We start from the raw sequence: 22,729 nt of genomic DNA on the forward strand, positions 1-22,729 counted from the left end.
ATAGGCTAGCCATTTAGACACGACTGTTGGCAATGCTTTATACACCGTTATTCACTACCAGGATGAAACATGGCCACTTCCAGCCGCGTACACAGCATGACCGCCTTTGCCCGCACCGAGCAGGCTGCCCCGTTTGGCACCCTGCAGGTGGAAATTCGCTCGGTGAACCAGCGCTATTTAGAGCCTCACTTCCGCCTGCATGAAAGCCTGCGTGACCTAGAGCCAGGGCTGCGTGAAGCGCTGCGCACCCGTTTAGCCCGTGGCAAAGTCGAGTGCAGTGTTCGCTTTGAGAGCGCCGAAACTGCCCAAGCCCCCGCCGTTAACAGCGCCCGCTTAGCCGCTATTGCTGATGCGCTAACCGCCATACAGCAACAAGTGCCCAGCGCCGTGCCGCCCACCACGCTTGCGCTACTCAACCAGCCCGGTGTGATGGAAGCCCAGCATCTCGACCAAGACGCCATCAAAGCCGCCGCCAAAACCCTGTTTGATCAGGCACTGAATGAGCTAATCGACGCTCGCGCCCGAGAAGGCGCAAAGCTCGCCGAGATGATCACCACCCGACTAACCGCCGTAAGCGAGCAGGTAGCCACCGTGCGTAGCCTGCTGCCGCAGATTCTTGAGCGCCAACGCGCCCAACTACTGGAACGCCTGGAAGTCGCCAAAACTGAACTCGACCCCCAGCGCCTGGAAGCCGAACTGGTGCTTGTGGCGCAAAAAGCCGATGTGGATGAAGAGCTGGATCGCCTGACCGCACATATAGAAGAAGTGGGCCACCAGCTCTCTCAAAAAGGCCCCAAAGGCCGCCGTTTGGACTTCCTGATGCAGGAACTCAACCGCGAAGCCAACACCCTCTCATCAAAATCCGTGGTAGCTGAGACGACACGCTGCGCGGTTGAGCTAAAGGTGTTGATTGAGCAGATGCGGGAGCAGATTCAGAATATTGAGTAATGTCTATGGGTGTCTATCTATATGTATAAGATATTGTTTTTTAATAATTTAATATCAGACGTTGTCTACGCTTGTCCACCGAAATTCACCCTAAGCCATCACTGAGTGGGTAGTAAATTGGGTGGTAAAATGCCATGCTACCCACCAGTGAGACAGATTTTCGTTAAAGTACTACCCATTTTTGGCGCAATACATTGAATGTAATGTTGAAAATGGAAAATTCTTGGGACATTAGCGGAGGGGGAGGATGGGAAGCTTTACTGCCAAGAAGGTTCAGTCATTGATCAGGGAAGCCAAACCAGGGCGCTATGGTGATGGCAACGGCTTGTACTTGATGATTCCTAAGGCAGGAGCTGCCTACTGGATGTGCCGTTATACCTTCGCGGGTAAACGCCGGGGTATGACACTGGGTAAGTGCCACCAGCTCTCTCTAGCTGAAGCCCGTGAACAAGTGGTCGAAACCCAGAAGGCTATCCGTAATGGCACCGACCCTCTTGCAGAGCGAAGGCGTGATGAGCAAATAACAATCAGTACGGTTCAAGATCTTTTCGACGATTGGTACCAAGATCTAGAGAAACGCCTCAAGCACCCCAACATACCGAAACGCGTATTTGAAAGGGATATTGCTCCAGCTATCGGTACGCTAACGCTGGATAGCGTTACCCCGATGGATATACGTGCCATCGTCCGAAAGGTGACTAGCAGCGGTCGGCCAACCATTGCTAATGATGCCTTGATGTATTTAAAGCAGTTATTTAATCACAGCATCAAGCTAGGGTTGCTTACCTATAACCCCGCTTCTGCTTTCAACGTCAACGATGCGGGTGGGGTCGAGAAAAGCCGCGTCAGGGCGCTAAGCACCGATGAGCTTAGTAAAGCCTTTGCTGTGTTCAGAGAGAACCGGACTAGCTTTACCCGTGATAACTATCTCGCATGTGCTTTGCTCGTTGTTTTAGGGGTGCGTAAAACTGAGCTTACAGAGGCTAAGTGGTCAGAGTTCGACCTAAAAGATGCGAGCTGGGATCTACCGGGCGAACGTAGCAAATCGGGTGTAGGGATTGCGATACCTCTCCCTCCACAAACTATTGCGTGGCTGGAGGAGCTACAGATTCGTGCTTGTGGCTCGCCGTATGTGTTTCCTAGCCGTCGCAGCAGCAAGCATCCCCATATGGGCAAGGACACACTGAATCGCGCCATTGCCAAGCTATTTGGTAAGGAGCCAGGCAAGAAGCAGCAGCCCGAGAACAGAATGGGCGATATTGCCGAATTTACCGTGCATGACCTTCGGCGTACCTGCCGCAGCTTGCTGGCTTCTGTAGGTGTACCGGGTCACGTTGCTGAGCGCTGTTTGAATCATAAGCTCAAAGGAGTGGAGGGGATTTACGACAGGTATGACTATTATGATGAGCGGAAATTGGCTTTGATCAAAGTTGCACAGCTGGTTGTACCTACAATTAATTCCGATATATAAATCTCTAATATTTAGAAATGATTTTAAGTTTCTGAATGTTCGGATTTATTTGATTCTTTCTAGATCTAGATCTAGATCAAGTCCTTACTTGGTATGGCTTCTTCAGAATTACATATTTTTTGGAATTTGACACTTCACGTTAGTTGAGCTTTACTTGTTTTAGATCAAAAGCATCGGACTTCTGATCTATCAAGTAGATACTTAAGATTCAGAGCTAGCGAGAGGTCGCAGGTTCAACTCCTGCCTCCCCCTCATGTGGGGGGGTGTAGCTCAGTGGGAGAGTACTCGCGATTCCTTTGAAGCCTTTCATCTACCCAAAGCCCTCTTCTGCTTATCAGGGAGGGCATCTAAATGATTCGTTGCCGGTCGGTGTCTAATGTTTATAGTTGTTCAATTCCCTATTACTGATTTACGATCATTTTCATCAGGTGAGCCCAAAAGAATTAAAACACCGTCGTGGCCCTGTCCCTCTGATAGCCAATATGTTCGAAACTTAGGCAGTATCAATCCTCGAAAGCTGGGCGGCATAGATAACTGGATTGGGGAGTCGCGGTTATGCAAAGCGAATCGAGCTTGTAGGTTTCAGGATATATTTCCCAATATATCGTCTGATAAATTGTGGAAGGTCACGCCGAAATTTCGAAGGTTTTTCTTCGATGGACATATAACGGGTAAATTTGAATTTGGCTTCAAGGTTGATATCGAGTCTGAAGGAAAGCGATTAGATAGTAATTCATTAAAAAATTTAATTAAATTTATATTTAAAGTCAATGTTCGTGTACCGAAAGATAGTAAGTGTTTTTCAAGTTCGGATCTAATAAGTTGTGGGGATTTATTGGCTAAGCTATATTCAAGATCAAGTGCTCAAAACTTGAATGGAACTAATAAAGATAATGTTTCTTCTCTAGTTAAGGCTGGCTCGCCACTACTTTTTTTGGAAACCTTAGATGATGAGAAAATTAATATTCCATTCTATTCGACTAAAGAAAACTTCTATGATTTATATGGTTTTAAAATTGAACATTTTTGGTTCAAGGAAAAAAATAAAAATATTCGATGCTGGTGGTTAGCGAAAAATAAGCATCAGAATATTAGCGCGAGAGAAATAAGGGTTAGTTTGTTACGTCTCAATGCTATGCGTGAAAGCCTGGAGTTTTTTCTTGGTGAACTGAGCGGAGATAATTTGAAGCTAAAGCCACGCAGTGTAGAATCTGAAAAAGTTCAACTTTATTTTAATAATGTGGTTGAGCAGTGCTTCAAGTTGCCTGCTAGTGTTGAAGGAACAGATATTTTAGCACTTGCTCATCAGACTGACAGTGGCTCTTTACCTGGTAACAGAGTAGCACTTTTAAATAAGCTCAAATACGAATTGGACATTAGGCGTCAAATACTTGAAAAAGCAGCTTCAGCATTAGACATGCGCGATGCTTTGCGTGGAGCTGATATAAATATTGGAGACACAATAATGGGTGACAAATATCACAACAATCAAGGTGGAATAATAGGTCCTAATGGAACAGTCTCAAACAGTACATTTAATCAAATTTCCAATAATAATGAGACTAAAGTTGATTTTGTAAAACTTGCAGAAGAATTATCCCTGTTGCGTAAGGAGATGCAAGAAAATGTAAGTACAGCAGAAGAGTTTGTAGAAGTTGGCGCAATTGCAGAAGCAGAATTGGAAGCAAATAAAGGAAACTATGAGAAAGTTTTAAAAGCGCTCTCTAAAACAGGGGAATGGAGTCTATCAGTTGGCGAAAAAATTGGTGTGGGAGTGGCAATTTTAGCAATTAAGTCTGCGTGCGGTCTTTAGGCTGGTTTTTTTTCAGTTTGGAAAGGCATGTTCTATTAAGCACACCTATGACAAAAAAGCCTTTTACTTATAAAAGCCTGATTTTTTTTAATAATTAATAGTATTAAACTTAGACTAACTAATCCCCCCTTGCCAGAATCTGTCATATTTCTTAATGCCTGAGATGGTATTGAATTGATGCAGTGATTTGTTCTTATTTAACGATGAGTAGCTCATTCCACTGCGTTGTATAGCGTGGAGTGCGTCGCTCACTGCGCAATGACCAAGCGCTCCCTTTACAGGGCAAGCCCATCTGTACCGTTCCTTTACCGAGTTCCCGATTGAGCTTGTCTATCGTGGCCATCATTGCAGCGTTGCCCCTGGAAAGCTGTGAAGCACATACGTTACAACACCCCAAACGTGGGATTCACGACCATCAATAGGAATCGGGGGATATGCAGGGTTACTCGCCCGAAGGTAGGTACGCTGACCCACGCGCTCCAGGCGTTTTACCGTGAGCTCTCCGTCAACGCAGATCACGATGATGCGACCTGGCAGCGCTTCCAGACTGCGATCAACGACCAGTAAGTCGCCGTGGTGAATACCGTCGCCCAGCATGGAGTCTCCCTCCGACCTGACAAAGTAGGTCGCCGCCGGTCGTTTCACAACGTATTGGTGCAAATCTAGATCGGCATCAAGATGGTCATCCGCCGGTGAGGGAAACCCCGCGCGCACGGCGCTGGAGTAAAGCGGTAACGGTAATGACGAGGCCATGGCGTCTGCCCGGCCCAACAGTGACACATTCAATGACATAATAGGCCCTTATTTTTAACTGTATAAATGAACAGTATCAGTAAAGAAGCCGAGTGAAGCAACCATCAAAGGTCAACGCTAAAAAATTCAGACCTATATCACTCCTATGAATCCACCCCACGAATTGCTTCGTGATGCATAGGAGTATTGCCAATGCCCCCACCCTGTAAACGCTGCGCCGCTACCCGCCTGATTAATCTTGATACTGCCCAACGCGTTGGCGTTATCAGCGGGTGCGTAGTGGGCGGTGCTATCGGCGCTTTACGCGCGACGGCGGTGACCCAACCGCTATCACTGGCAACGACGCGTTTTCCGTTCGCTAAACTCCCGACTGCCATGATCGGCGCGGTTACCGGAGGCCAGTCAGGTGTTCGAGCAACGTCATCTCTATTTGCCCAGTGGCTGCCACCTGGTACCGGAACCCCCTGGCTGTGCCTTGCCTGTGGGCACGCCTTTCGACAGTCTTATCCTCCTTTGGCCGCCGCTCACTGAGTCGCGCCTGTTTGGTTTTGCCTTTTACTCACTCACCCCATAGCGCTGGCTTTTGTCAGCGCTTTTTTATGTCTGGAGACTCACTCATGGCTCATCTCGTAGAACAAATGGCTTACGTCGGTGCTACCCCGTGGCATGGCCTGGGGCAACAGCTATCCCGTCAACAACCACTGGAGGTCTGGCAGCAACAGGCCGGTATGAACTGGCACATTGAAGAAGCCCCGGTGCGCTTTATTGCAGAGGGGGCAAGCCACCTGGGCAGCATCCATTCCTTTCCCGAGCAGAAGGTGCTCTATCGTTCAGACAACAAGGCTCCACTGTCGGTCGTCTCACAGCGCTACAAGGTGGTGCAGCCCGAGGAAATACTGGAATTTTATCGCGACCTGACCGAATACGCAGGGTATGAACTGGAAACCGCAGGTGTGCTTAAAGGTGGCCGTAAGTTCTGGGCCTTGGCACGCAGTGGTTTAAGCACGTCGCTGAAAGGCCAAGATGAGGTCAACGACTACCTGCTGTTGGCAACGTCGTGTGATGGCACGTTGGCCACCATGGCGACACCCACCACGGTGCGGGTGGTGTGCAACAACACGTTGCAGATTGCGTTGGATGGCACTTCGCAGGCGGTGAAGGTGCCCCACCGGTCGGAGTTCGATCCTCGTGCAGTAAAAAGCCAGCTGGGTATTTCTGTTTCCCAGTGGAATGACTTCATGTACCGCATGAAGGTGCTAGCGGAACGCAAGATCGATCATCGCGAGGCACAGCAGTATTTTCAGTCAGTGCTCTGCGGTATTGATAAGCCGATTGACGACCCTTCCAAGCTGCCCAATTACCGGGCACTCAATAAGGTGCAGAAGCTTTACCACGGCGAAGGCCGCGGTTCCCACCTCGATAGTGCCAAAGACACTGCATGGGGCCTGCTAAATGCTGTTACCGAGTACGTGGATCATGACAAGCGTGCGCGAAGTAACGATACCCGGCTCGATTCAGCGTGGTTTGGCCAAGGGGCTCAGTTGAAGCAGGAGGCATTGCAAACAGCACTTGTCCTGGTGAGCTGACATGCTGTTCCTCATCGTTTTAATGCTAATTTTCTTAGTTTTTGTCTTACCCCTCATTGGATAGCGCGATAAGCCCAGCCCCCTACAAGGCTGGGCTTTTTGCTTTTTACGTGGAGCACAACATGGCCTCTCTTAGCCCCGATTTAGATATCGCTTTAACCCAGTTGACGGAACGACTGCTAACCCAGGAACAAACTTATGCCGAGACCTACGTCATGGCAAAGGGCCAGCTGTATCGCACCGAGCTGCACTTATGCCCCGTTCCTCCCAGTGAGCTTCCCGCCGACCTTTAACCCCTATTGAAGGAGCCTTGTCATGGCCACCAAAACTAATGTGGTAAATCACGAGACGTCTGCATCCTCTTTACAAGCCGTGCCTGCAGCACCCACCCCCTATCTTGCGGAGAGCACTGCCATTATCCAGGTGATTGAACGTGCAGCACTCAACCCGGACGTCGATATCGACAAAATGGAACGCTTACTGCAGATGCAGAAACGGGTGATGGATCGCCAGGCCATGATGGCTTACAGCGCGGCCATGGCAGCCATGCAGACCGAACTCCCCAGCATCGAGGAGCGCGGGCAGACTAACAACGGCTGTTACGCCACCTTGGAGGATATCGTCGATACCGTGCGTCCCATTATGCAGAAACACGGCTTTGCGGTGAGTTTTCGTATTCAGACGCAGGAACGCGGCATTGAAGTGACCGGTGTGCTTATGCATAAGGATGGCCACCGTGAAGAGACCAGCATGCTGCTGCCTGCCGATATGAGCGGTAACAAGAACGCTGTGCAGGCGTTTGGCTCTTCCACCAGCTACGGCAAGCGCTACGTACTCTGCGCAATACTTAATATCACCACCCGGGGGCAGGACGATAACGGCAAGACCAGTACCAAAGCGAGCATCAAGCTAGTGACGCCCTTTCAGGCGGGACAGATCCAGCGGCTCATTAGCCAATGCCCTGCGACGACCCAGGAGTGGTTCAGCGGTAAGTACGGATCAGCCGTGCAAGTGCCTCAGAGTGACTTCGACAAGCTGCGCGCCTCACTCTCCAAACGGGCGGTTAAGTAACAGAGGTTTTAAACCCTCTCGTAGGAGGTTTCTATGCAAGTACTTAACATGGAACAAGGCACGCCCGAATGGCTGGCGGCACGCTTAGGGCGCGTCACCATGTCGGAGCTCAAGACATTGTTGGTCAAGGGTAAAGGCCCTGGAGGGTTTGGTACTGGGGCGATTACCTATATGAACCAGTTGATCGGTGAGCGCATTACCGGTGAGTTAGCTGAGCCCTTTCAAGGTAATACGCATACCCGTCGTGGGCATACGCTGGAAGGCGTTGCCCGTTCGCTTTACACGGATGCCACCGGCGAACCTAAACCAGAGGAAGTGGGAATTATCCTCAACCACGGTGTGGGCTACTCGCCTGACAGTCTGGTAGGTGCTAACGGTCTGCTGGAAATCAAAACAAAGCTACCTAAGTTCCAGATTGAGGTACTGCTCAGCGGCGAAATACCCGATGAGCACATGCCCCAATGCCAGGGCGGGCTATGGGTCAGCGAACGGGAATGGATCGACTTTGTGAGCTATTGGCCAGGCATGCCGCTGTTTATCAAACGTGCCTACCGTGACGAGGCGATGATACAGTCTATTTCAGAGCGAGTGGAGGCGTTCTGTGAAGAGATGGGGCGACGGATGGTGCTTGTCGCTGCAGCCTAATCAAGATCAACACGGATTTAGTAAAGAAAATAGCTAGGCGTCTACCTTTAGGGTAGACGCCTAGCAGTATGCCCATCGTTTGTTTTTTGTTTTACGGTGTTTAACAATCCTGTCAACATAGGTGATATTGATGGCTTGAAACGTTATATCGATTGACGCTATGGGCACCACTCTACAAAGCCTCCGCTAATAGACGAGGTTGAGGGTTGCATTAGATTGCGAACGGGTGTTGGTGAGCTGTGCCCGGCGCGCGCCGAATGTAGTGTTCCTGTTGATCGTGGCCGGTGGTGCTTGGGCGCTGATCAGCGACAACACGGCCCTCGAGCGATAGGCGGCTTAGGGCGGTACGCAGATGTTGGATGCGCTCGCCGTCTGTCTTGAGCGCGTGCTGGCCACAGACGGCCGAACATCCCGACACACTGGAGGGGCGGACGAGGTAGGGAGCACCTCCTGATATGATAAGTGGTCCAAGACTGCTCTTTTCAAACATTCAACCTGACTAGTAATGAACTGCGAGGTTTCGCGAAACTGGCGCTCATATCCGGCGCAGCGTCTGATGCTATCGAAGTAACAAGCCTTGTTTGGGAACTGACGAGGGTGGGTCATTGAAATTTATATCCTGTCAGTCGGACTTCGCATTCTGCGGCACGGTAGAAACCAAGTGAATATTGCGGGCAGCCTCAGGACTGAAGCGAACCGCGGATCTTTCTGGGAATGGAAAGTAAATCAATTTATGAACGAAGCCGATACATGTCGACGTCTTGTTGTCCCAAAACTCCAGTCCTCTGGCTGGGATGACGCCCCTCACTTAATCAGTGAGCAGCGGTCCTTCACGGACGGCCGGATTGTCTTTGTGGGAGGCAAAGCTCGGCGGGGCAAGCAGAAACGCGCAGATTATATCCTGCGATATAGTCTGGACTTTCCACTTGCGGTTGTCGAAGCCAAGGCTCAGTTCAGCAATCCATCCGAGGGGCTCCAGCAGGCAAAAGACTACGCCGAGATCTTGGGCCTCAAGTTTGCCTATTCGACGAACGGTACGGGCATCGTCGAGTTTGACTACAGCACTGGCATCGAACGCGAGCTTCACGACTTCCCTACGCCTGGCGAGCTCTGGACACGTTTACAGCAAGCTGAGAACATAGATGATCCCGCAATCGCGGAGAGGCTTCTGACCCCGTCTTTTCCTGATCGCGCCAAAACGCTCCGATATTATCAAGAGATTGCCGTCAACAGGACGGTTCAGGCTGTCCTTCAGGGCCGCAAACGCGCACTCCTGACGCTCTGCACCGGTGCCGGGAAAACGTCTATCGCATTCCAGATTTGCTGGAAGCTCTGGTCTTCCCGCTGGACCACAAAGGCCACAAACCGGACACCTAAGATTCTCTTCCTAGCCGACAGGAATGTTTTGGTCGATGACCCGATGGCCAAGGACTTTAGCCCATTCGGGGAGGCCCGCCACAAGATTAGCGGCGGCGAAGCGGTCAAAAGCCGAGACATGTATTTCGCGATTTACCAATCGATTGCGCGGGATGAAAACCGCCCCGGCCTCTATCGCGAGTACCCGCGCGACTTCTTCGATCTGATCATCATCGACGAGTGCCATCGGGGCAGCGCCAGGGGCGATAGCAACTGGCGTGAAATCCTAGACTGGTTTAAACCGGCAACGCAGATCGGCATGACGGCAACGCCTCGACGTGAGGATAACGTCGACACCTATACCTACTTCGGCGACCCTATCTTCGAATATAGCTTGGCTCAGGGCATTTCCGACGGTTTTCTGGCGCCATACCGGGTCCACCGTGTCATCACCGACTACGATGCTGCGGGTTGGCGGCCGAACAGCGGCGACATGGATCGGTTCGGTCGAGAAATTCCAGATGCTGAGTATCAGACCGGCGATTTCGAACGGGTCGTGGCACTTAAAGCGCGAACTAGAGCCATCGCACAGCACCTGAGTTATTTCATGGCCGAGACAGACCGCTTCGCGAAGACCATCGTCTTTTGCGTTGATCAGGAACACGCGCTCGAAATGCGTGGCTTCTTAGCCGAATTCAATGCCGACCTCATGCGTGAGCACCCAAACTATGTCTGCCGAGTGACCTCCGACGAAAAGGAGGTCGGACGTGGGCACCTTGCGCGCTTTCAAGACGTAGAGACTCAGACCCCGGTTATCCTGACGACGTCGCAACTCCTGACGACCGGCGTGGACGCTCCGACCTGCAAAAACGTCGTGCTGGCACGCGTCGTCGGTTCCATGCCCGAGTTCAAGCAGATCATCGGACGCGGGACCCGACTGCGCCCGGACTACGGGAAGCTTGCCTTCAACATCATCGACTACACCGGCACCGCAACGCGCATGTTCGCGGACCCCGCCTTCGATGGTGACCCCGTGCGCGAAGAAGAAGTAATCATCGACGAGGACGGTGCTGTCATAGAGGAGCGCCCTGGTGAAGACGTGTCACCTGAACCGGATGAGCTTCCTGATCACAACATCACGGAGCTGCCCGAAGACGATTCGGACGGGCTACCCCGAAAATTCTACTTCGATGGTGGTGAAGTCTCAGTGGTCCGGCACCTCGTTTACGAGCTGGACGCCGAAGGTTGTCAGCTCGCCTGCCGCCAACTGAGCGACTACACCGGCGATAAGGTTCGAACGCTTTACCCGAATGCCTCCGAGCTGCGCAACGACTGGCTGGATCCCGAGCGCCGCGCTGTCATCATCGAGCGCCTGGAAGGCAAGGGGATCGAGCTGGAAAGCCTGGCCGAAGCTGTCGGCATGCCCGAGGCAGACCCATTCGACCTCCTGTGCCACCTCGCCTATAACACCCCCCTGCGCACGCGTCGAGAACGGGCGAACAGACTAATGCGTGAACAGGGGGAATTCCTCGCGCAATACACTCCCGAAGCGCGAGAAATCCTAAATGCCGTCATCGCTAAATATGCCGAGCACGGCAGTGCCCAATTCAAACTACCGGACCTCCTCGAGGTTCCGCCTTTCAATGAATGGGGCAACGTTATAGAAATCTCGCAACGCTTCGGCGGGCGACGAGAGCTTCGTAGTGCTGTCACCGAGCTGCAGCGATTGCTCTACACTGCCTGAATTTGAAGGAAAAACCTTATGGCAAAAACCTCCGGCAAGAAGGCTTCGCCGAAACAACTGACCACCGCCCAACGACTGGACAGCATCATCAAGTCCGCGCGCAAGATCATGCGTAAGGATAAGGGCCTCAACGGCGATCTGGATCGCCTGCCAATGCTGACCTGGATCATGTTCCTCAAATTTCTTGACGACATGGAAAAGATTGAGGAAGGCAGGGCAGAGCTTGCGGGTAAAGACTACAAGCCGATTGTCGAGCCGCCCTACCGCTGGCGAGACTGGGCGGTAGAGGTCGACGGTATCACCGGCCCCGACCTGCTCAGCTTCTTGACGGCCGAGACAGCAGAGCGCCCGGACGGTAGCGAAGGCCCCGGGCTATTCGCCTATCTGCGGAACCTGCGTGGCGACAACGGGCGGCGCGAACGGCGCGACGTGATCGCCACCGTCTTCCAAGGCTTCGCCAACCGGATGGAAAGTGGCTACCTGCTGCGCGACGTGGTCAACCTAATCGACGGGATCCACTTCGATTCCTCCGAAGAGGTTCATGTTCTCGGCCGCCTCTACGAGACGCTTCTGCGCGAGATGCGCGACGCCGCCGGGGACTCGGGCGAGTTCTACACGCCGCGCCCTGTCGTGAAATTCATGGTCGAAGTCACCAACCCCCAGCTGGGCGAGACCATTCTCGACCCGGCCTGCGGCACCGGCGGCTTCCTGACCGAAGCTTTCATGCACCTCGATCCGCAGGCGGATACTGTCGAAAAGCGGCGCATCCTGCAGGAGGAGACCGTCATGGGCGGCGAGGCGAAATCGCTGCCCTTCCTGCTCTCGCAGCTCAACTTGCTGCTGCATGGCATGCACGCGCCAAAGATCGACGCCGGCAACACGCTTCGCTTCCGTTTGAACGAAATCGGCGAAGCGCAACGGGTCAACGTCATCCTGACCAACCCACCTTTCGGCGGCGAAGAAGAGGTCGGCATCCTCAACAACTTTCCTGAGGATCGCCGCACAACGGAAACGGCGATGCTGTTTCTTCAGCTTATCATGCGTCGGCTGAAGCGGGCCGGAAAGGGACGCGCCGCCGTGGTAGTGCCTAACGGCACGCTCTTCGGCGACGGCATCTCGGCCAGGATCAAGGCTGACCTGTTGGAGAAGTTCAACCTGCACACCGTGGTTCGCCTGCGTGACGGAGTCTTCGCCCCCTACACGGATATCCCCGCCAACCTGATCTTCTTCGACACCAGCGGCCCCACGCGCGAAATCTGGTATTATGAGCTGCCCAGCCCCAAAGGTCGCAAGAAATATTCTAAGACCGCGCCAATGGCCTACGAGGAGTTCCAGGGCTGTCTCGATTGGTGGCATGACCGGCATGAGAACGAGTTCGCATGGAAAGTGGACGGCCCCGGCCTGATCCAGAAGGACGAAGAAGGCCGCGTCATCGCTTGCAACCTCGACGTAAAGAACCCGCATGCCAAGGAGGCCGAGGATCACCGCAAGCCGCGCGAGATCATCGATGCAATCATCCAGCGCGAGCAGGAAATACTATCGATCATGGATGAGCTGCGCAACGAATATGCAGGGGACGTATGATGGGGTCAGTGTCTGTGCCAATTGGTAGCGTATTGTCTCGCTCAGATGACTGGATCTCCCCCAAGCCAAGCGAAACGTACAAGCAGATCACCGCCCGCCTCTGGGGTAAAGGGCTGACTCTTCGCAGAGAAGTCGCAGGTTCCGAGATCGCCGCAAAACGCCAGATCAGAGCAAAATCGGGTCAGTTTCTTCTGTCACGGATTGATGCTAGGCATGGCGCTTTCGGAATTGTCCCTCCGGAACTTGATGGTGCCTTGGTCAGCACTGACTTCCCGTGCTTCGAGATTGATGAGACCAAAATCCTGCCGAGCTATTTGCAGTGGTACTCGCGGTCCGAAACATTCGTTGACTTATGCAGACGGTCAAGTGAAGGCTCGACCAACCGCGTCCGTCTGAAGGAAGATGTCTTCTTGAAGCTGACGCTCGATCTTCCCTCTTTGGAGGAGCAACAGCGGATCGCCGGGCGACTTGACCGCGCGGCCGAGCTGATCGCGCGGCGGAGCGAAGCCATCGCGGCGGCCCAGGCGGAGCTGAACCAGCTTCTAGCCAAGGCCTTCGCTCGCTGCATCGACGGCGCTCCCCGCCGCCCCATGTCCGAAGTCGCTCCACTGGTTCGCCGTCCAGTCGATATCGATCCAAGCATGGGATACCCTGAACTTGGGGTTCGCTCATTCGGGCGTGGAACATTCCACAAGCCGGTTCTTCCGGGCACTGAGGTCGGCTCTAAAAAGCTCTTTGAAATGTCTCCGGGAGACCTGGTGTTCAATATCGTCTTCGCATGGGAGGGGGCCGTCGCCATTGTCCAGCCAGAGGACGCTGGTCGGTTCGGTTCACATCGCTTCCTAACCTGCGTCGCCGAACCTGATATCACCACGGCTGATTTCCTTCTCTATTATTTCCAGTCCCCTGAAGGAATTTTGCAGTTAAATCATGCATCTCCTGGAGGAGCAGGACGAAACCGGACGTTGGGCTTGAAGAAGCTCCAGAAGATCGAAGTACCGATCCCACCTTTGGGCAGGCAGCAGTGGTTTAATGCTCTGAACGTCACGGCCCGTCGTATCCAACAGATCCGCATTGAGTCGACAAATGACATTAATGCGTTGATACCTTCATTGCTCGACGAGGTATTCAACAAAAAATGTGCGATCGTCTAAGCATCTTGCAACCGATGAGTTAATACTAATGATACGCACATCTCCTTGATATTTGTGTAAATGTGCCTGGGAAAAGAAAATTTTGTCGGCAGGCTAATGAATGCGCGACTCTTGCCTGCGCAGTATGCGTCGAAGTCGTCTGCAGGCTGACCGCCTATCAACGCCGATATCCTGCAACATAATTAAAGCAAAACAGGACCAGTTAACTTATGGCATTGCCCACCAATTACCGCTGGATTTCAGTTGGCAAAATTAAAATTCTAAACCGCAACCGCTCTCCCGAAGGTGCGCCGCCTTACGAGCTTATGGACTTGATTAATGCGCTTCGGGGTTCTCAGGAGCAATCCGGGGGAAAACGCGAATATCAACGTCAGACACGCCTGATGTGGTGCCATCCAATTAGCGATCGAGATCAGTACTATTGCGTATTGGCTCAGGTTGGAGATCGCGATGTCTCGGATACTGCCTGGTACGACTTCGAAACCGACAAAACGCGAGATAGTGGCAAACGTGACACAGAGGGGGCCCACTACTGTGCGCATATTCTGATCCGAAAACGGCCCGATGCCAGCGGTAGGCATCTTCTGCTATTGGAAAAGGTACCAGGCATCAACTTTTCCAGCCTAAAAGCGCATTTCAATTGGATTCTGAATAGAGCCACCCCCAAGACTTTTGATGTGGATGAAGAGGAGAAGACCTATTGGGGGAAATCTGAAATCGATGGCTTTCAGTCGAAAACACTCCAACAGGCCATGACTTCCGGTACCATCCTTGATCTTCAGCTAATCGGGCATGAGGCTCAGGAACAAGGGCAGGATGAAGCTGATTTGATTAGAGAAACCAGTCGGCAAATCAAATGGGACGTTCGTCGCCAAGTCGATGCGGAGGGCGCACGCAGACTACTTCGCTTGGGGTTTGATAAAGTACGTGGCTGGACAGATGTCGAGGCAAATTCTAAGGAACTATTAGTGCGGCTGCAATCCGACGAAGGACAAGTCAAAACCGTCGAAGTGGCAATAGGAGATGGCAATCTTGACGAAGTAACGCAAGAAGCCTTGGAAAACGCATTTATGCTTAATGAAAAAGTATCCGACTTCGAACTTCCGCTTACCCAAAATTACGAAAATATCCGCGACGACATGGTTACAAAACTTGTCGAAAAAGCTATCGAGCTTGAGGAAGCGTGATGCTAAAGATTGGCCGCAGGTTTGTGGTGAATGCTCGGAGCCTATTTACAGCATTCTCCCTGTTCCGCCTTCGTGGTGACAACCTGCTGTACTTTCAATATGTTTACCCGACATTGATAATGATTGTAATTTTTACTGTCTATCACCAGTGGGCTAAAAATTATTTAGTCGTTGATATTGATAAAGTTGTCGCGAGCGCGACAACTTTGATGGGGGTGCTTGTCGGTTTCTACATTGCGGCGCTTGCTGCAGTAACAAGCTTTCCTAACAGCAATCTTGACAATATAATGGCTGGAAAGCCAACCACACTGAAAGAAAGATATAGCGGAAAAAATGAGCCAATTTCTAGGCGGAGATTTATTTCTATCCTACTCGGCTATTGCGCATTCATGTCGATAATGATTTTTCTGGGAGGATCGTTTTCCGCAGCAATATCAATAAGCAGTGCTTATAAAAGCCCAGCTTTTGATTGGATTTCATGTGGCTATTGGGTGATTTACACTTGGATGATCTCAAGTCTTGGTATAATCACTTTACTATGTCTTCACTATCTAATTGATCGGATGCATCGAGAATAAGATTCTCGTCAGGATCAGAGATTGGCGTGACCACTACTTGTATCGATATTTTATTACACCGCAGGGTTTATTCAGATTATTCATGGCATTAAAATTTCGTTTTTCAAAGGTAAGCATTTACCTTCAGTTTTGAATGGAGTTCGCTTCCTTGGGTTTCTGTGTTTGCAATACGCTCTTGGTTGGATCCAGTTTGTGCCATATAGACCTATATGAGCGTATTCAAGGACGAAGGTCACCAGCAGACGCCGAACACGAAGCTCTCGGAACAGCTGACCCCGGCCCAAGTGTAGCCCTTGATCTCTGCCTGCCTGTGTAGCAGACGATAAAGTTTGTGGTTGCCTATTCGGGGCTGAGAGAGTCGAATGTCTTGAACAAACTCGACAATCCGGCAACGCGTTCTTGCGGAAGGGCTTGCTTGGCTGCTTTTTTACGGTCACCCCGTAATCTTTCTCTATAACATCGACAACGGCTTCGAAGAACCGAGCCTTTTGCTCAGCAAGCTAGCACCGGAACTCCAGTCCTGATGACCATATCCACGTAACCAACATTAGTACCGTCGAGCAACTTTGAACACTGCAGCGACTCTGCGCCTGTTTATAGGCCATCTCTCTTTGCTCCACTTGATCTACTACGGTCTGTTTAAAGCCCAGAGTGTAATCCCTCTGTGTACGCTTAACTTGTTGGATCATCATGCTCCCCCAAAATAAAGACGAGAACTTGCCAGTCCTATTCAGGACGGGTCTGCCTTCTAATAAAAGGGGAACATCTGCTGGCACCATCAGCTCAAGTATGCTTTGGTGTACAAAAGAATATTGATAATAGGCAGGGGACGGCATATGGAAGGGGTATGGCTCATCATCCTAGCTATTGGAGGAGTCTGGTTTTTAAGCCGTTTGCTCGGAAAACAGTCACGCAACGGACATAATAAACGGCCTGATGCTCATTCATCGCCCCCCCCAGAGCATTTAGATGCAAAGCCGCGCTTCACCATTGAGGTGCGCTATGGTCGAGATGACGAGGATGTCGATCAATTGCCAAATACGAACGTTACTGCGCAAAGCTGCTGGGTGCCAGCCAACACCAACAGAGCTGTGTGCGGCGTTACGATTACGCATGGACGCATCTTCGTGGGGAGCGGGCTTGCCGCTGGGACCGGCTATATTGTCGAGCCTGCCTTGGTGAACCCTAACTTAACGGTGGACTTGCAAAGCGGCGACCACCAGGGAGTCGAGCTTGGCTACTGGCCTCAATACCATCGCCTTGGCCCCCAGGCACGAGCAGGCTTCTTGCAGTATCTTGCCACTGACCGTGACGATCCTGAGGCCCCTATGGGGTTCGTATTTCTGTATTTCTACGGGTTGGAGCGGCGTCTGCTTATTGATGCTCAGCATCCTGGCATCGATGAGGCGGAATACCGGGATTTGATTGGCGAGATTGAGCGGTTGCTTGATGTCTACGAGCGTAATCGCAGCTTCCAAGGGTATGCGAATAGTCTGCTCGGTTTTCTACGGATCAGAAGGGGCTCACTGAACCAACCTGGTGAAGCTCCGGCAATCCTCGAGTACGGCTCCCACGTGCCTATCTCTCTGCAGGTTGATCTGGGAATATTCTCGGTTAATCAGCGCCCTATTCCTGATGAGTGGGCTTATGCATGGATTATGCAGGATCCACAGTTTCAGTTCCGGCAGCGCAAGGCCGCCGAACGTTGTCCCGACGAGCTCTGGGAGCTATTCAAAGTCCTCTATCGTGAGCGCCATGGCGACGGAATCGTCGTTAAGCCGAACAAGACAATGGTCAAGGTAGAGTATCATCCCGCTAGCCCTGGGCTGAGGCATCTTTATGAGCCCTTAGAACTGCCGAATATTTCTATCCTGAAAGGCCCCACCAAAAAACTGGCCGCTTTGATTGACACCTGTTGTGACGAACTGGCCGCCTACAGTCGATTTATCGGCCGTCACCCAGAACGCAAGGAGAGTCTTGAGGCCTTCTCACTGCTGCCAGCGGCGCTTGCCGCCGTGAACAAATCCGCTGATGTTGCAACTTTGGAGGCCTCGTTGAGGCAGCGTTTGGATGGTCAAGCTTTCTGCCGAGTGCCCTTCTTCGATTTGGCACTTGGCGAAGCTTCTGCCAGCAACAACAAACCGAGTGCAAAAAGCATGCGGGGGCTGGCCAGTTTATTGGAATCTTCCGGTATCGGCATAGAGCCTGATGCACGCTATACCGCTTCGGTGCCCGAATTAGAAGGCGATTGCATCATCTTTGTGGTTCGGGGAGCGAGCGAGTTTCCCCTTAGTGAAGATTTCGAGCACGCTGCCGTGGTCATGCGGCTTGCAGGCTTTGTGCTGTATGGGCAGGCTGATAGCCTGACCGATCACCATATCGACGTCATTGATGGCTTCTTAGGTGGATTCAGATCGCTGACGCCTTTGGAGAACCAGCACCTCAAGGCTTATTTCTTCTGGGAGATGGGAAGGAAGTCTACCCTCGCTGGTATGCGTAAACGCGTGGATGGCATGAGTCATGAGGATAGGACAGAGCTTGAGCAGGTACTTGTGAGGTTAGCCAGTGCAGATGGTGTCGTCGATACCCATGAACTCAAGAAGCTCAGGCGCACTGCGAGCCTGCTGGGTCGGGATCCTGAGGCCTTGTATTCGCAAATCCACTCAGCGATGGCAGAACCTGCCTTGGTTCGGGCAGCCAGCGGCAATGACAGGGGGTTCCGTATTCCTGAGCCTGCGGCTGATCGAGTCCAGGTGCCATCGAAGCGAAAGCCTCTGGATGTGGATGCCATTCAGAACAAGCGCCATGAAACTGAGCATATTTCCGGTGTTTTGCATGGCATTTTTGATGAGGGCACCAGGAGCGCTCCTGACCAGGGAGAGGAACTTCAAGCAACTGAGAAAGGAGCATCGGAGGCGCTGGCAAACGATGACGACGCGTCGGCTGGACTATTGGGAGGGCTCGATGCTGTACATCTTTCTCTCCTGGAATCGATTGCCCAATCGAAGGAAGGCCTGCTTCGTAGTGAAGCCGAAACCAAAGCTGCGGAGCTAAAGCTGATGTTGGCAGGTGCCCTAGACCGGATCAACGAAGCCGCTTTTGAAATGACCGATGCTCCTGTTATCGAGGAAGCCGGTGAGGTATTGGTGGTGGACAACGAAATACTGGAGGAGATGAGAGGGTGAGTCGACTACGTGAGCGTGACAGGCAAGCGATTTTGAATTCACTGCGGACAGGAGTCGTGCCCCGTGTTGGGCAGCAACATATTCAGGTTGGCAGAGCGGCTGAACTCAAGGCCTTAATTTCAGATATCGTGACTCTTGCCGATGGGGGGGCGGCGGTTCGCTTCATCATTGGGGAGTATGGCTCGGGTAAGACCTTCTTTCTCAACTTGGTGGGGTCGATTGCCCGAGAGAAGAAACTGGTGACTGTGTCGGCAGATCTTTCACCCGACAGGCGCCTGCATGCTACCGGAGGGCAGGGAAGGGCACTGTACGCCATGTTGATGCGCAATATGGCAACTCGGGCCAAGCCTGACGGGGGAGCCTTGGCGAGTGTCACCGAGCGCTTTGTCACCCAGGCCCTGCAGCAGGCCGAACAGACGGGCATTAGCCCCGAGGCAGCGATCAAGGAAGGCCTCGACAGTCTCATGGAGATGCATGGCGGCTATGCCTTCGCCGAGGTGGTACAAGCCTATTGGAAGGGGCATGACACTGGAAATGTTGAGCTTCAGCAGGCGGCGATCCAGTGGTTGCGTGGGGAGTTTAGCACCAAGACTGAGGCACGTCAGGCGCTGGGGGTCAGGACTATCATCGATGATGCCAACGTCTATCAGAGCCTGAAATTGATGGCTCGTTTTGTTCGCTTGGCGGGCTTCGAGGGGCTGCTCGTCACTCTTGATGAGATGGTTAACCTTTATAAGCTCTCCAATAGCCAAGCCCGCAACGCCAATTACGAGCAGATTCTCGGCATCGTCAACGATGCTCTGCAGGGGAGTACCGAAGGGCTAGGTGTCATGTTCGGCGGGACGCCTGAGTTTCTAATGGATCCCCGTCGAGGGCTCTACAGTTACGAGGCGCTCCAGTCACGTTTGGCGGAAAACCGCTTCGCCCGCGACGGTTTGGTGGATCTATCTGGACCAGTGATACGTCTCACTAACCTTACCCAGGAAGATCTCTACCTGCTGCTGCTAAACATTCGCCAAGTGTTCGCCCGTGGCGAGTCCGGCACGGATCTTTTGCCTGATGAGGGGCTTGAGGCTTTTCTTGACCATTGCCATAACCAGATTGGTGATGCCTATTTTAAGACGCCCCGCAACTCAGTTAAGGAATTCACTCAGTTTCTCTCTCTACTTGAGCAGAATCCTGACGTGAGCTGGGACAGCCTGATCAAGAAGGTTGAGGTTGCGCCGGAGTCGACCGACCAGATTCCTGAGGCGCCTTCATCACACAGTGTCTCACCCACATCTGAATTGACCCCAGCCGCCAGCGCGGATGTTCGTCAGGGGGATGAAGATGGGGAAGATGATAACTTTGCGACATTCAAATTGTAGGTAACGCAGGGTATGAGCGAACCCTCCTCCAGCAGTTTCACTCGCCTGGATCCTCGTATCCAGCGCTGGATATGGCGTCAACAGTGGGATCAGTTGCGCGACGTGCAGGAACAGGCTATTCCGGTCGTGCTTGCGGGTGAGCGGGACGTGCTTATTGGTGCAGCAACGGCATCCGGCAAGACGGAGGCTGCCTTCTTTCCGGCGCTGACCAGATTGCTCCAAGACCGGGATGCGGGTCATGCACCGGCACCTTTGCTGCTCTATGTGGCGCCCCTCAAGGCTCTAATTAATGATCAATTTAGCAGGTTGGAGCTACTGACTGAGGGCACTGAGTTGGCGCTGACACCCTGGCACGGCGATGCCTCTACGAGCGGTAAGACCCGCTTTAGCAAGAAGCCTGGGGGCGTGTTGCTCATTACTCCTGAGTCGCTCGAAGCGATGTTCGTGCGGCGTGGAACAGAGATGGTACAGCTGTTCGGCGGGCTACGACAAATTATTATCGATGAGTGGCATGCCTTCATCGGCACCGAGCGTGGGATTCAGTTGCAGTCCCAGATGAATCGTTTGGAGGTCGTCCTGCAGCGACGTATACCACGTGTCGGGCTCAGCGCCACCTTGGGGGACATGTCTCTCGCAGCGAACGAACTGCGACCGGGGGAAGGAGATTCCGTCATCCCAATCGTCTCGACCCATGGCGAGCAGGCCTTGCACGTCCAGTTACGGGGCTACGAGCGATTACCTCCCAAGACAACCCTCAAGAAAGCTGAGACGCTCTGTCGCCAAGGTAAGAATGTCCCGATTGAGGATGTCACCCACGGTGATGAGTTGGACATCCGTGATCATTTATTCAGACACTTGCGTGGTAAATCGAACCTGATCTTTGCTAATCGCAAGCGAGATGTCGAGTTGTATGCCGAGTTACTCAGGCGCAAGAGTGAGGAGCAGCGTCTCCCAGAGGAGTTCTTCGTCCATCACGGCTCGCTATCGAAGGATCTACGTCTCCATGTAGAGCAGTCGCTGAAAGCGGGGAAACCACTGAGTGTAGTCTGCACCTCTACGCTCGAGATGGGCGTGGATATCGGCAGTGTTGCTAGCATCGCGCAGGTTGGGCCTCCCCACCAAGTGGCAAGCCTGCGTCAGCGCCTAGGGCGTTCGGGGCGAAGAGGTGATCCCGCAGTGCTACGGCTCTACGTCACCGAGTCGAGCTTGTCCCCGCAAACTCCCTTTCTGGATCGACTCCGTCCGGGGTTATATCAGGCTGCGGCGATGGTCGAACTCCTGGTTGAGGGGTGGTGTGAACCGCCCCCCAGCGGTTATCTGCACCTCTCAACATTGATTCAGCAGGTCATGTCCCTCATTGCTCAGTATGGTGGGGCCTCCGCCAACGACTTGTGGCGCGCACTGATCAAATCAGGTCCTTTCCGCCAATTGAGTCAGGTACAGTTCACAGCTCTGCTGCGTGCCATGGGCGCAGCCGAACTGCTGGTGCAGTCCAATGATGGACTCCTGTTGCATGGACCGATAGGAGAGCGCTTGGTCAACCATTACGATTTCTACGCGGCCTTCTCCGCCCCAGAGGAGTATACGCTCTATCATGGCGCCAAAATTATTGGGAAGCTCCCGATTGATTCTCCTATCGAGACAGGCGGTTTGCTGGTGTTCGCTGGCAGGCGTTGGTTGATTCAAGACATCGATGCCGACCGCAAGGCCATTTCCCTGGTGTCCTCTACAGGTGGCGTCCTGCCGCTCTTCGGTGGCAACGCTGGCTTGATTCGACGTGAGATCCGCGAGCGGATGCGTAGGCTCTATATTGAGAGGGAGGCGCCCAGGTTTCTCAATCGGGGGGCTGCGCGGTTGTTTGCACAGGGGGGCACTTTCTTTCGCGAAGCTCAGCTTGAGAGAGTCTCTATCGTTCAGGAGGCGGATCAGACGCTGCTTCTGCCTTGGCATAGCGATCAGGTTCTAAATACCTTGGCTCTGCTATTGCGACGACTGGGATTGGCGGCTGAACGAGAGGGGATAGCCGTCACGGTACAGAAATGCAGTATCGACATAGTACGACAGGGGTTGGAACATGCCTTAGCACATCCGCCAACGTCGGCGGCTGAATTGGCTGCGGTGGCGGAGAACAAGATCAACGAGAAGTATGATCAATATCTTCCCGAAGAACTGCTGTGCAGTGAGTTTGCCTCACGTTTTCTTGATTTAGATGGCGCACTTGCATGCGCTGACAACTTATTATTGTCGATGAGCTAATACTTTTAATGACAACAAGCTACACAGGAAG

Annotated in this window: 18 protein-coding genes and 1 pseudogene; 16 read left to right on the forward strand and 3 right to left on the reverse strand. The window is 52.6% G+C overall.

Features of this window, described 5'->3' with window-relative positions; all coding sequences use genetic code 11:
* The first annotated feature begins 69 nt into the window (after positions 1-69).
* From HZS52_RS04680 to HZS52_RS04690, 3 genes are all read left to right on the forward strand, one after another.
* On the forward strand, positions 70-948 hold the full coding sequence (locus HZS52_RS04680; protein ID WP_009286318.1) for a YicC/YloC family endoribonuclease: 879 nt from the start codon (positions 70-72) through the stop codon (positions 946-948).
* A gap of 247 nt (positions 949-1,195) precedes the next feature.
* Positions 1,196-2,419: a tyrosine-type recombinase/integrase gene (locus HZS52_RS04685; protein ID WP_190374219.1), complete on the forward strand. Its 1,224-nt coding sequence runs from the start codon at positions 1,196-1,198 to the stop codon at positions 2,417-2,419.
* A 376-nt stretch (positions 2,420-2,795) separates the two neighbouring features.
* A complete protein-coding gene (locus HZS52_RS04690) occupies positions 2,796-4,232 on the forward strand; it encodes a hypothetical protein (protein ID WP_190374220.1) in 1,437 nt (478 codons plus the stop codon).
* Positions 4,233-4,425: 193 nt separating this feature from the next.
* Here HZS52_RS04690 and HZS52_RS24700 read toward each other — a convergent pair whose 3' ends face one another.
* Together HZS52_RS24700 and HZS52_RS04700 are read right to left on the reverse strand one after the other, a co-directional pair.
* Positions 4,426-4,578, reverse strand: a complete 153-nt coding sequence (locus HZS52_RS24700; protein ID WP_190374221.1) for a DUF4113 domain-containing protein — start codon at positions 4,576-4,578, stop codon at positions 4,426-4,428.
* Positions 4,575-5,024, reverse strand: coding sequence for a LexA family protein (locus tag HZS52_RS04700; protein WP_190374222.1), 450 nt, complete (start codon positions 5,022-5,024; stop codon positions 4,575-4,577). Before HZS52_RS04700 ends, HZS52_RS24700 begins: the two co-directional genes overlap by 4 nt.
* A 153-nt stretch (positions 5,025-5,177) precedes the next feature.
* Between HZS52_RS04700 and HZS52_RS04705 the strand changes: the two genes are divergently transcribed.
* From HZS52_RS04705 to HZS52_RS04750, 10 genes are all read left to right on the forward strand, one after another.
* A complete protein-coding gene (locus HZS52_RS04705; RefSeq protein ID WP_190374223.1) occupies positions 5,178-5,516 on the forward strand; it encodes a hypothetical protein in 339 nt (112 codons plus the stop codon).
* A gap of 86 nt (positions 5,517-5,602) precedes the next feature.
* Positions 5,603-6,571, forward strand: coding sequence for a DUF932 domain-containing protein (locus HZS52_RS04710; protein WP_190374224.1), 969 nt, complete (start codon positions 5,603-5,605; stop codon positions 6,569-6,571).
* Positions 6,572-6,693: 122 nt separating this feature from the next.
* Positions 6,694-6,864 (forward strand): hypothetical protein, encoded by a 171-nt coding sequence (locus HZS52_RS04715; protein ID WP_190374225.1) that lies wholly within the window; start codon positions 6,694-6,696, stop codon positions 6,862-6,864.
* 22 nt (positions 6,865-6,886) lie between these two features.
* Positions 6,887-7,642 carry an ERF family protein gene (locus HZS52_RS04720; RefSeq protein ID WP_190374226.1) on the forward strand — a complete coding sequence of 252 codons (756 nt, stop codon included), beginning with the start codon at positions 6,887-6,889 and terminating at the stop codon, positions 7,640-7,642.
* Between the two features lie 33 nt (positions 7,643-7,675).
* A complete protein-coding gene (locus tag HZS52_RS04725; RefSeq protein WP_190374227.1) occupies positions 7,676-8,287 on the forward strand; it encodes a lambda exonuclease family protein in 612 nt (203 codons plus the stop codon).
* Between the two features lie 733 nt (positions 8,288-9,020).
* Positions 9,021-11,387, forward strand: coding sequence for an EcoAI/FtnUII family type I restriction enzme subunit R (gene hsdR / locus HZS52_RS04730; RefSeq protein WP_190374228.1), 2,367 nt, complete (start codon positions 9,021-9,023; stop codon positions 11,385-11,387).
* 18 nt (positions 11,388-11,405) lie between these two features.
* Positions 11,406-12,971, forward strand: a complete 1,566-nt coding sequence (locus HZS52_RS04735) for a class I SAM-dependent DNA methyltransferase (protein ID WP_190374229.1) — start codon at positions 11,406-11,408, stop codon at positions 12,969-12,971.
* 8 nt (positions 12,972-12,979) lie between these two features.
* A complete protein-coding gene (locus HZS52_RS04740) occupies positions 12,980-14,125 on the forward strand; it encodes a restriction endonuclease subunit S domain-containing protein (RefSeq protein ID WP_190374230.1) in 1,146 nt (381 codons plus the stop codon).
* Positions 14,126-14,334: 209 nt separating this feature from the next.
* Positions 14,335-15,312, forward strand: coding sequence for a hypothetical protein (locus HZS52_RS04745; RefSeq protein WP_190374231.1), 978 nt, complete (start codon positions 14,335-14,337; stop codon positions 15,310-15,312).
* Positions 15,312-15,890: a hypothetical protein gene (locus HZS52_RS04750; RefSeq protein ID WP_190374232.1), complete on the forward strand. Its 579-nt coding sequence runs from the start codon at positions 15,312-15,314 to the stop codon at positions 15,888-15,890. Before HZS52_RS04745 ends, HZS52_RS04750 begins: the two co-directional genes overlap by 1 nt.
* Before the next feature lie 511 nt (positions 15,891-16,401).
* On the opposite strand, the pseudogene HZS52_RS24745 reads toward HZS52_RS04750, so the two are convergent.
* A pseudogene (locus tag HZS52_RS24745) lies at positions 16,402-16,582 on the reverse strand (IS3 family transposase); the annotation flags it as partial.
* Between the two features lie 144 nt (positions 16,583-16,726).
* On the opposite strand from HZS52_RS24745, the gene HZS52_RS04755 reads away from it, so the two are divergent.
* Genes HZS52_RS04755 through HZS52_RS04765 form a run of 3 tightly spaced genes read left to right on the forward strand, consistent with a single transcriptional unit; the run spans position 16,727 to position 22,698 of the window.
* A complete protein-coding gene (locus HZS52_RS04755) occupies positions 16,727-19,075 on the forward strand; it encodes a tellurite resistance TerB family protein (RefSeq protein WP_190374233.1) in 2,349 nt (782 codons plus the stop codon).
* The gene (locus tag HZS52_RS04760; RefSeq protein ID WP_190374234.1) at positions 19,072-20,442 is read left to right on the forward strand and encodes an ATP-binding protein; all 1,371 of its coding nucleotides are present in this window, start codon (positions 19,072-19,074) and stop codon (positions 20,440-20,442) included. Before HZS52_RS04755 ends, HZS52_RS04760 begins: the two co-directional genes overlap by 4 nt.
* Positions 20,443-20,454: 12 nt before the next feature.
* Positions 20,455-22,698: a DEAD/DEAH box helicase gene (locus HZS52_RS04765; RefSeq protein ID WP_190374235.1), complete on the forward strand. Its 2,244-nt coding sequence runs from the start codon at positions 20,455-20,457 to the stop codon at positions 22,696-22,698.
* Positions 22,699-22,729: the final 31 nt, after the last annotated feature.

Source organism: Vreelandella titanicae, from assembly GCF_014697095.1.
GTDB lineage: Bacteria > Pseudomonadota > Gammaproteobacteria > Pseudomonadales > Halomonadaceae > Vreelandella > Vreelandella titanicae.

What these genes read in the sequence shown, in the direction of transcription:
- HZS52_RS04680 (WP_009286318.1), top strand. Translation starts at nt 70, where the DNA reads ATGGCCACTTCCAGCCGCGTACACAGCATGACCGCCTTTGCCCGCACC.
- HZS52_RS04685 (WP_190374219.1), top strand. Translation starts at nt 1,196, where the DNA reads ATGGGAAGCTTTACTGCCAAGAAGGTTCAGTCATTGATCAGGGAAGCC.
- HZS52_RS04690 (WP_190374220.1), top strand. Translation starts at nt 2,796, where the DNA reads ATGTTTATAGTTGTTCAATTCCCTATTACTGATTTACGATCATTTTCA.
- HZS52_RS24700 (WP_190374221.1), bottom strand. Translation starts at nt 4,578, where the DNA reads ATGATGGCCACGATAGACAAGCTCAATCGGGAACTCGGTAAAGGAACG.
- HZS52_RS04700 (WP_190374222.1), bottom strand. Translation starts at nt 5,024, where the DNA reads ATGTCATTGAATGTGTCACTGTTGGGCCGGGCAGACGCCATGGCCTCG.
- HZS52_RS04705 (WP_190374223.1), top strand. Translation starts at nt 5,178, where the DNA reads ATGCCCCCACCCTGTAAACGCTGCGCCGCTACCCGCCTGATTAATCTT.
- HZS52_RS04710 (WP_190374224.1), top strand. Translation starts at nt 5,603, where the DNA reads ATGGCTCATCTCGTAGAACAAATGGCTTACGTCGGTGCTACCCCGTGG.
- HZS52_RS04715 (WP_190374225.1), top strand. Translation starts at nt 6,694, where the DNA reads ATGGCCTCTCTTAGCCCCGATTTAGATATCGCTTTAACCCAGTTGACG.
- HZS52_RS04720 (WP_190374226.1), top strand. Translation starts at nt 6,887, where the DNA reads ATGGCCACCAAAACTAATGTGGTAAATCACGAGACGTCTGCATCCTCT.
- HZS52_RS04725 (WP_190374227.1), top strand. Translation starts at nt 7,676, where the DNA reads ATGCAAGTACTTAACATGGAACAAGGCACGCCCGAATGGCTGGCGGCA.
- hsdR (WP_190374228.1), top strand. Translation starts at nt 9,021, where the DNA reads ATGAACGAAGCCGATACATGTCGACGTCTTGTTGTCCCAAAACTCCAG.
- HZS52_RS04735 (WP_190374229.1), top strand. Translation starts at nt 11,406, where the DNA reads ATGGCAAAAACCTCCGGCAAGAAGGCTTCGCCGAAACAACTGACCACC.
- HZS52_RS04745 (WP_190374231.1), top strand. Translation starts at nt 14,335, where the DNA reads ATGGCATTGCCCACCAATTACCGCTGGATTTCAGTTGGCAAAATTAAA.
- HZS52_RS04750 (WP_190374232.1), top strand. Translation starts at nt 15,312, where the DNA reads ATGCTAAAGATTGGCCGCAGGTTTGTGGTGAATGCTCGGAGCCTATTT.
- HZS52_RS04755 (WP_190374233.1), top strand. Translation starts at nt 16,727, where the DNA reads ATGGAAGGGGTATGGCTCATCATCCTAGCTATTGGAGGAGTCTGGTTT.
- HZS52_RS04765 (WP_190374235.1), top strand. Translation starts at nt 20,455, where the DNA reads ATGAGCGAACCCTCCTCCAGCAGTTTCACTCGCCTGGATCCTCGTATC.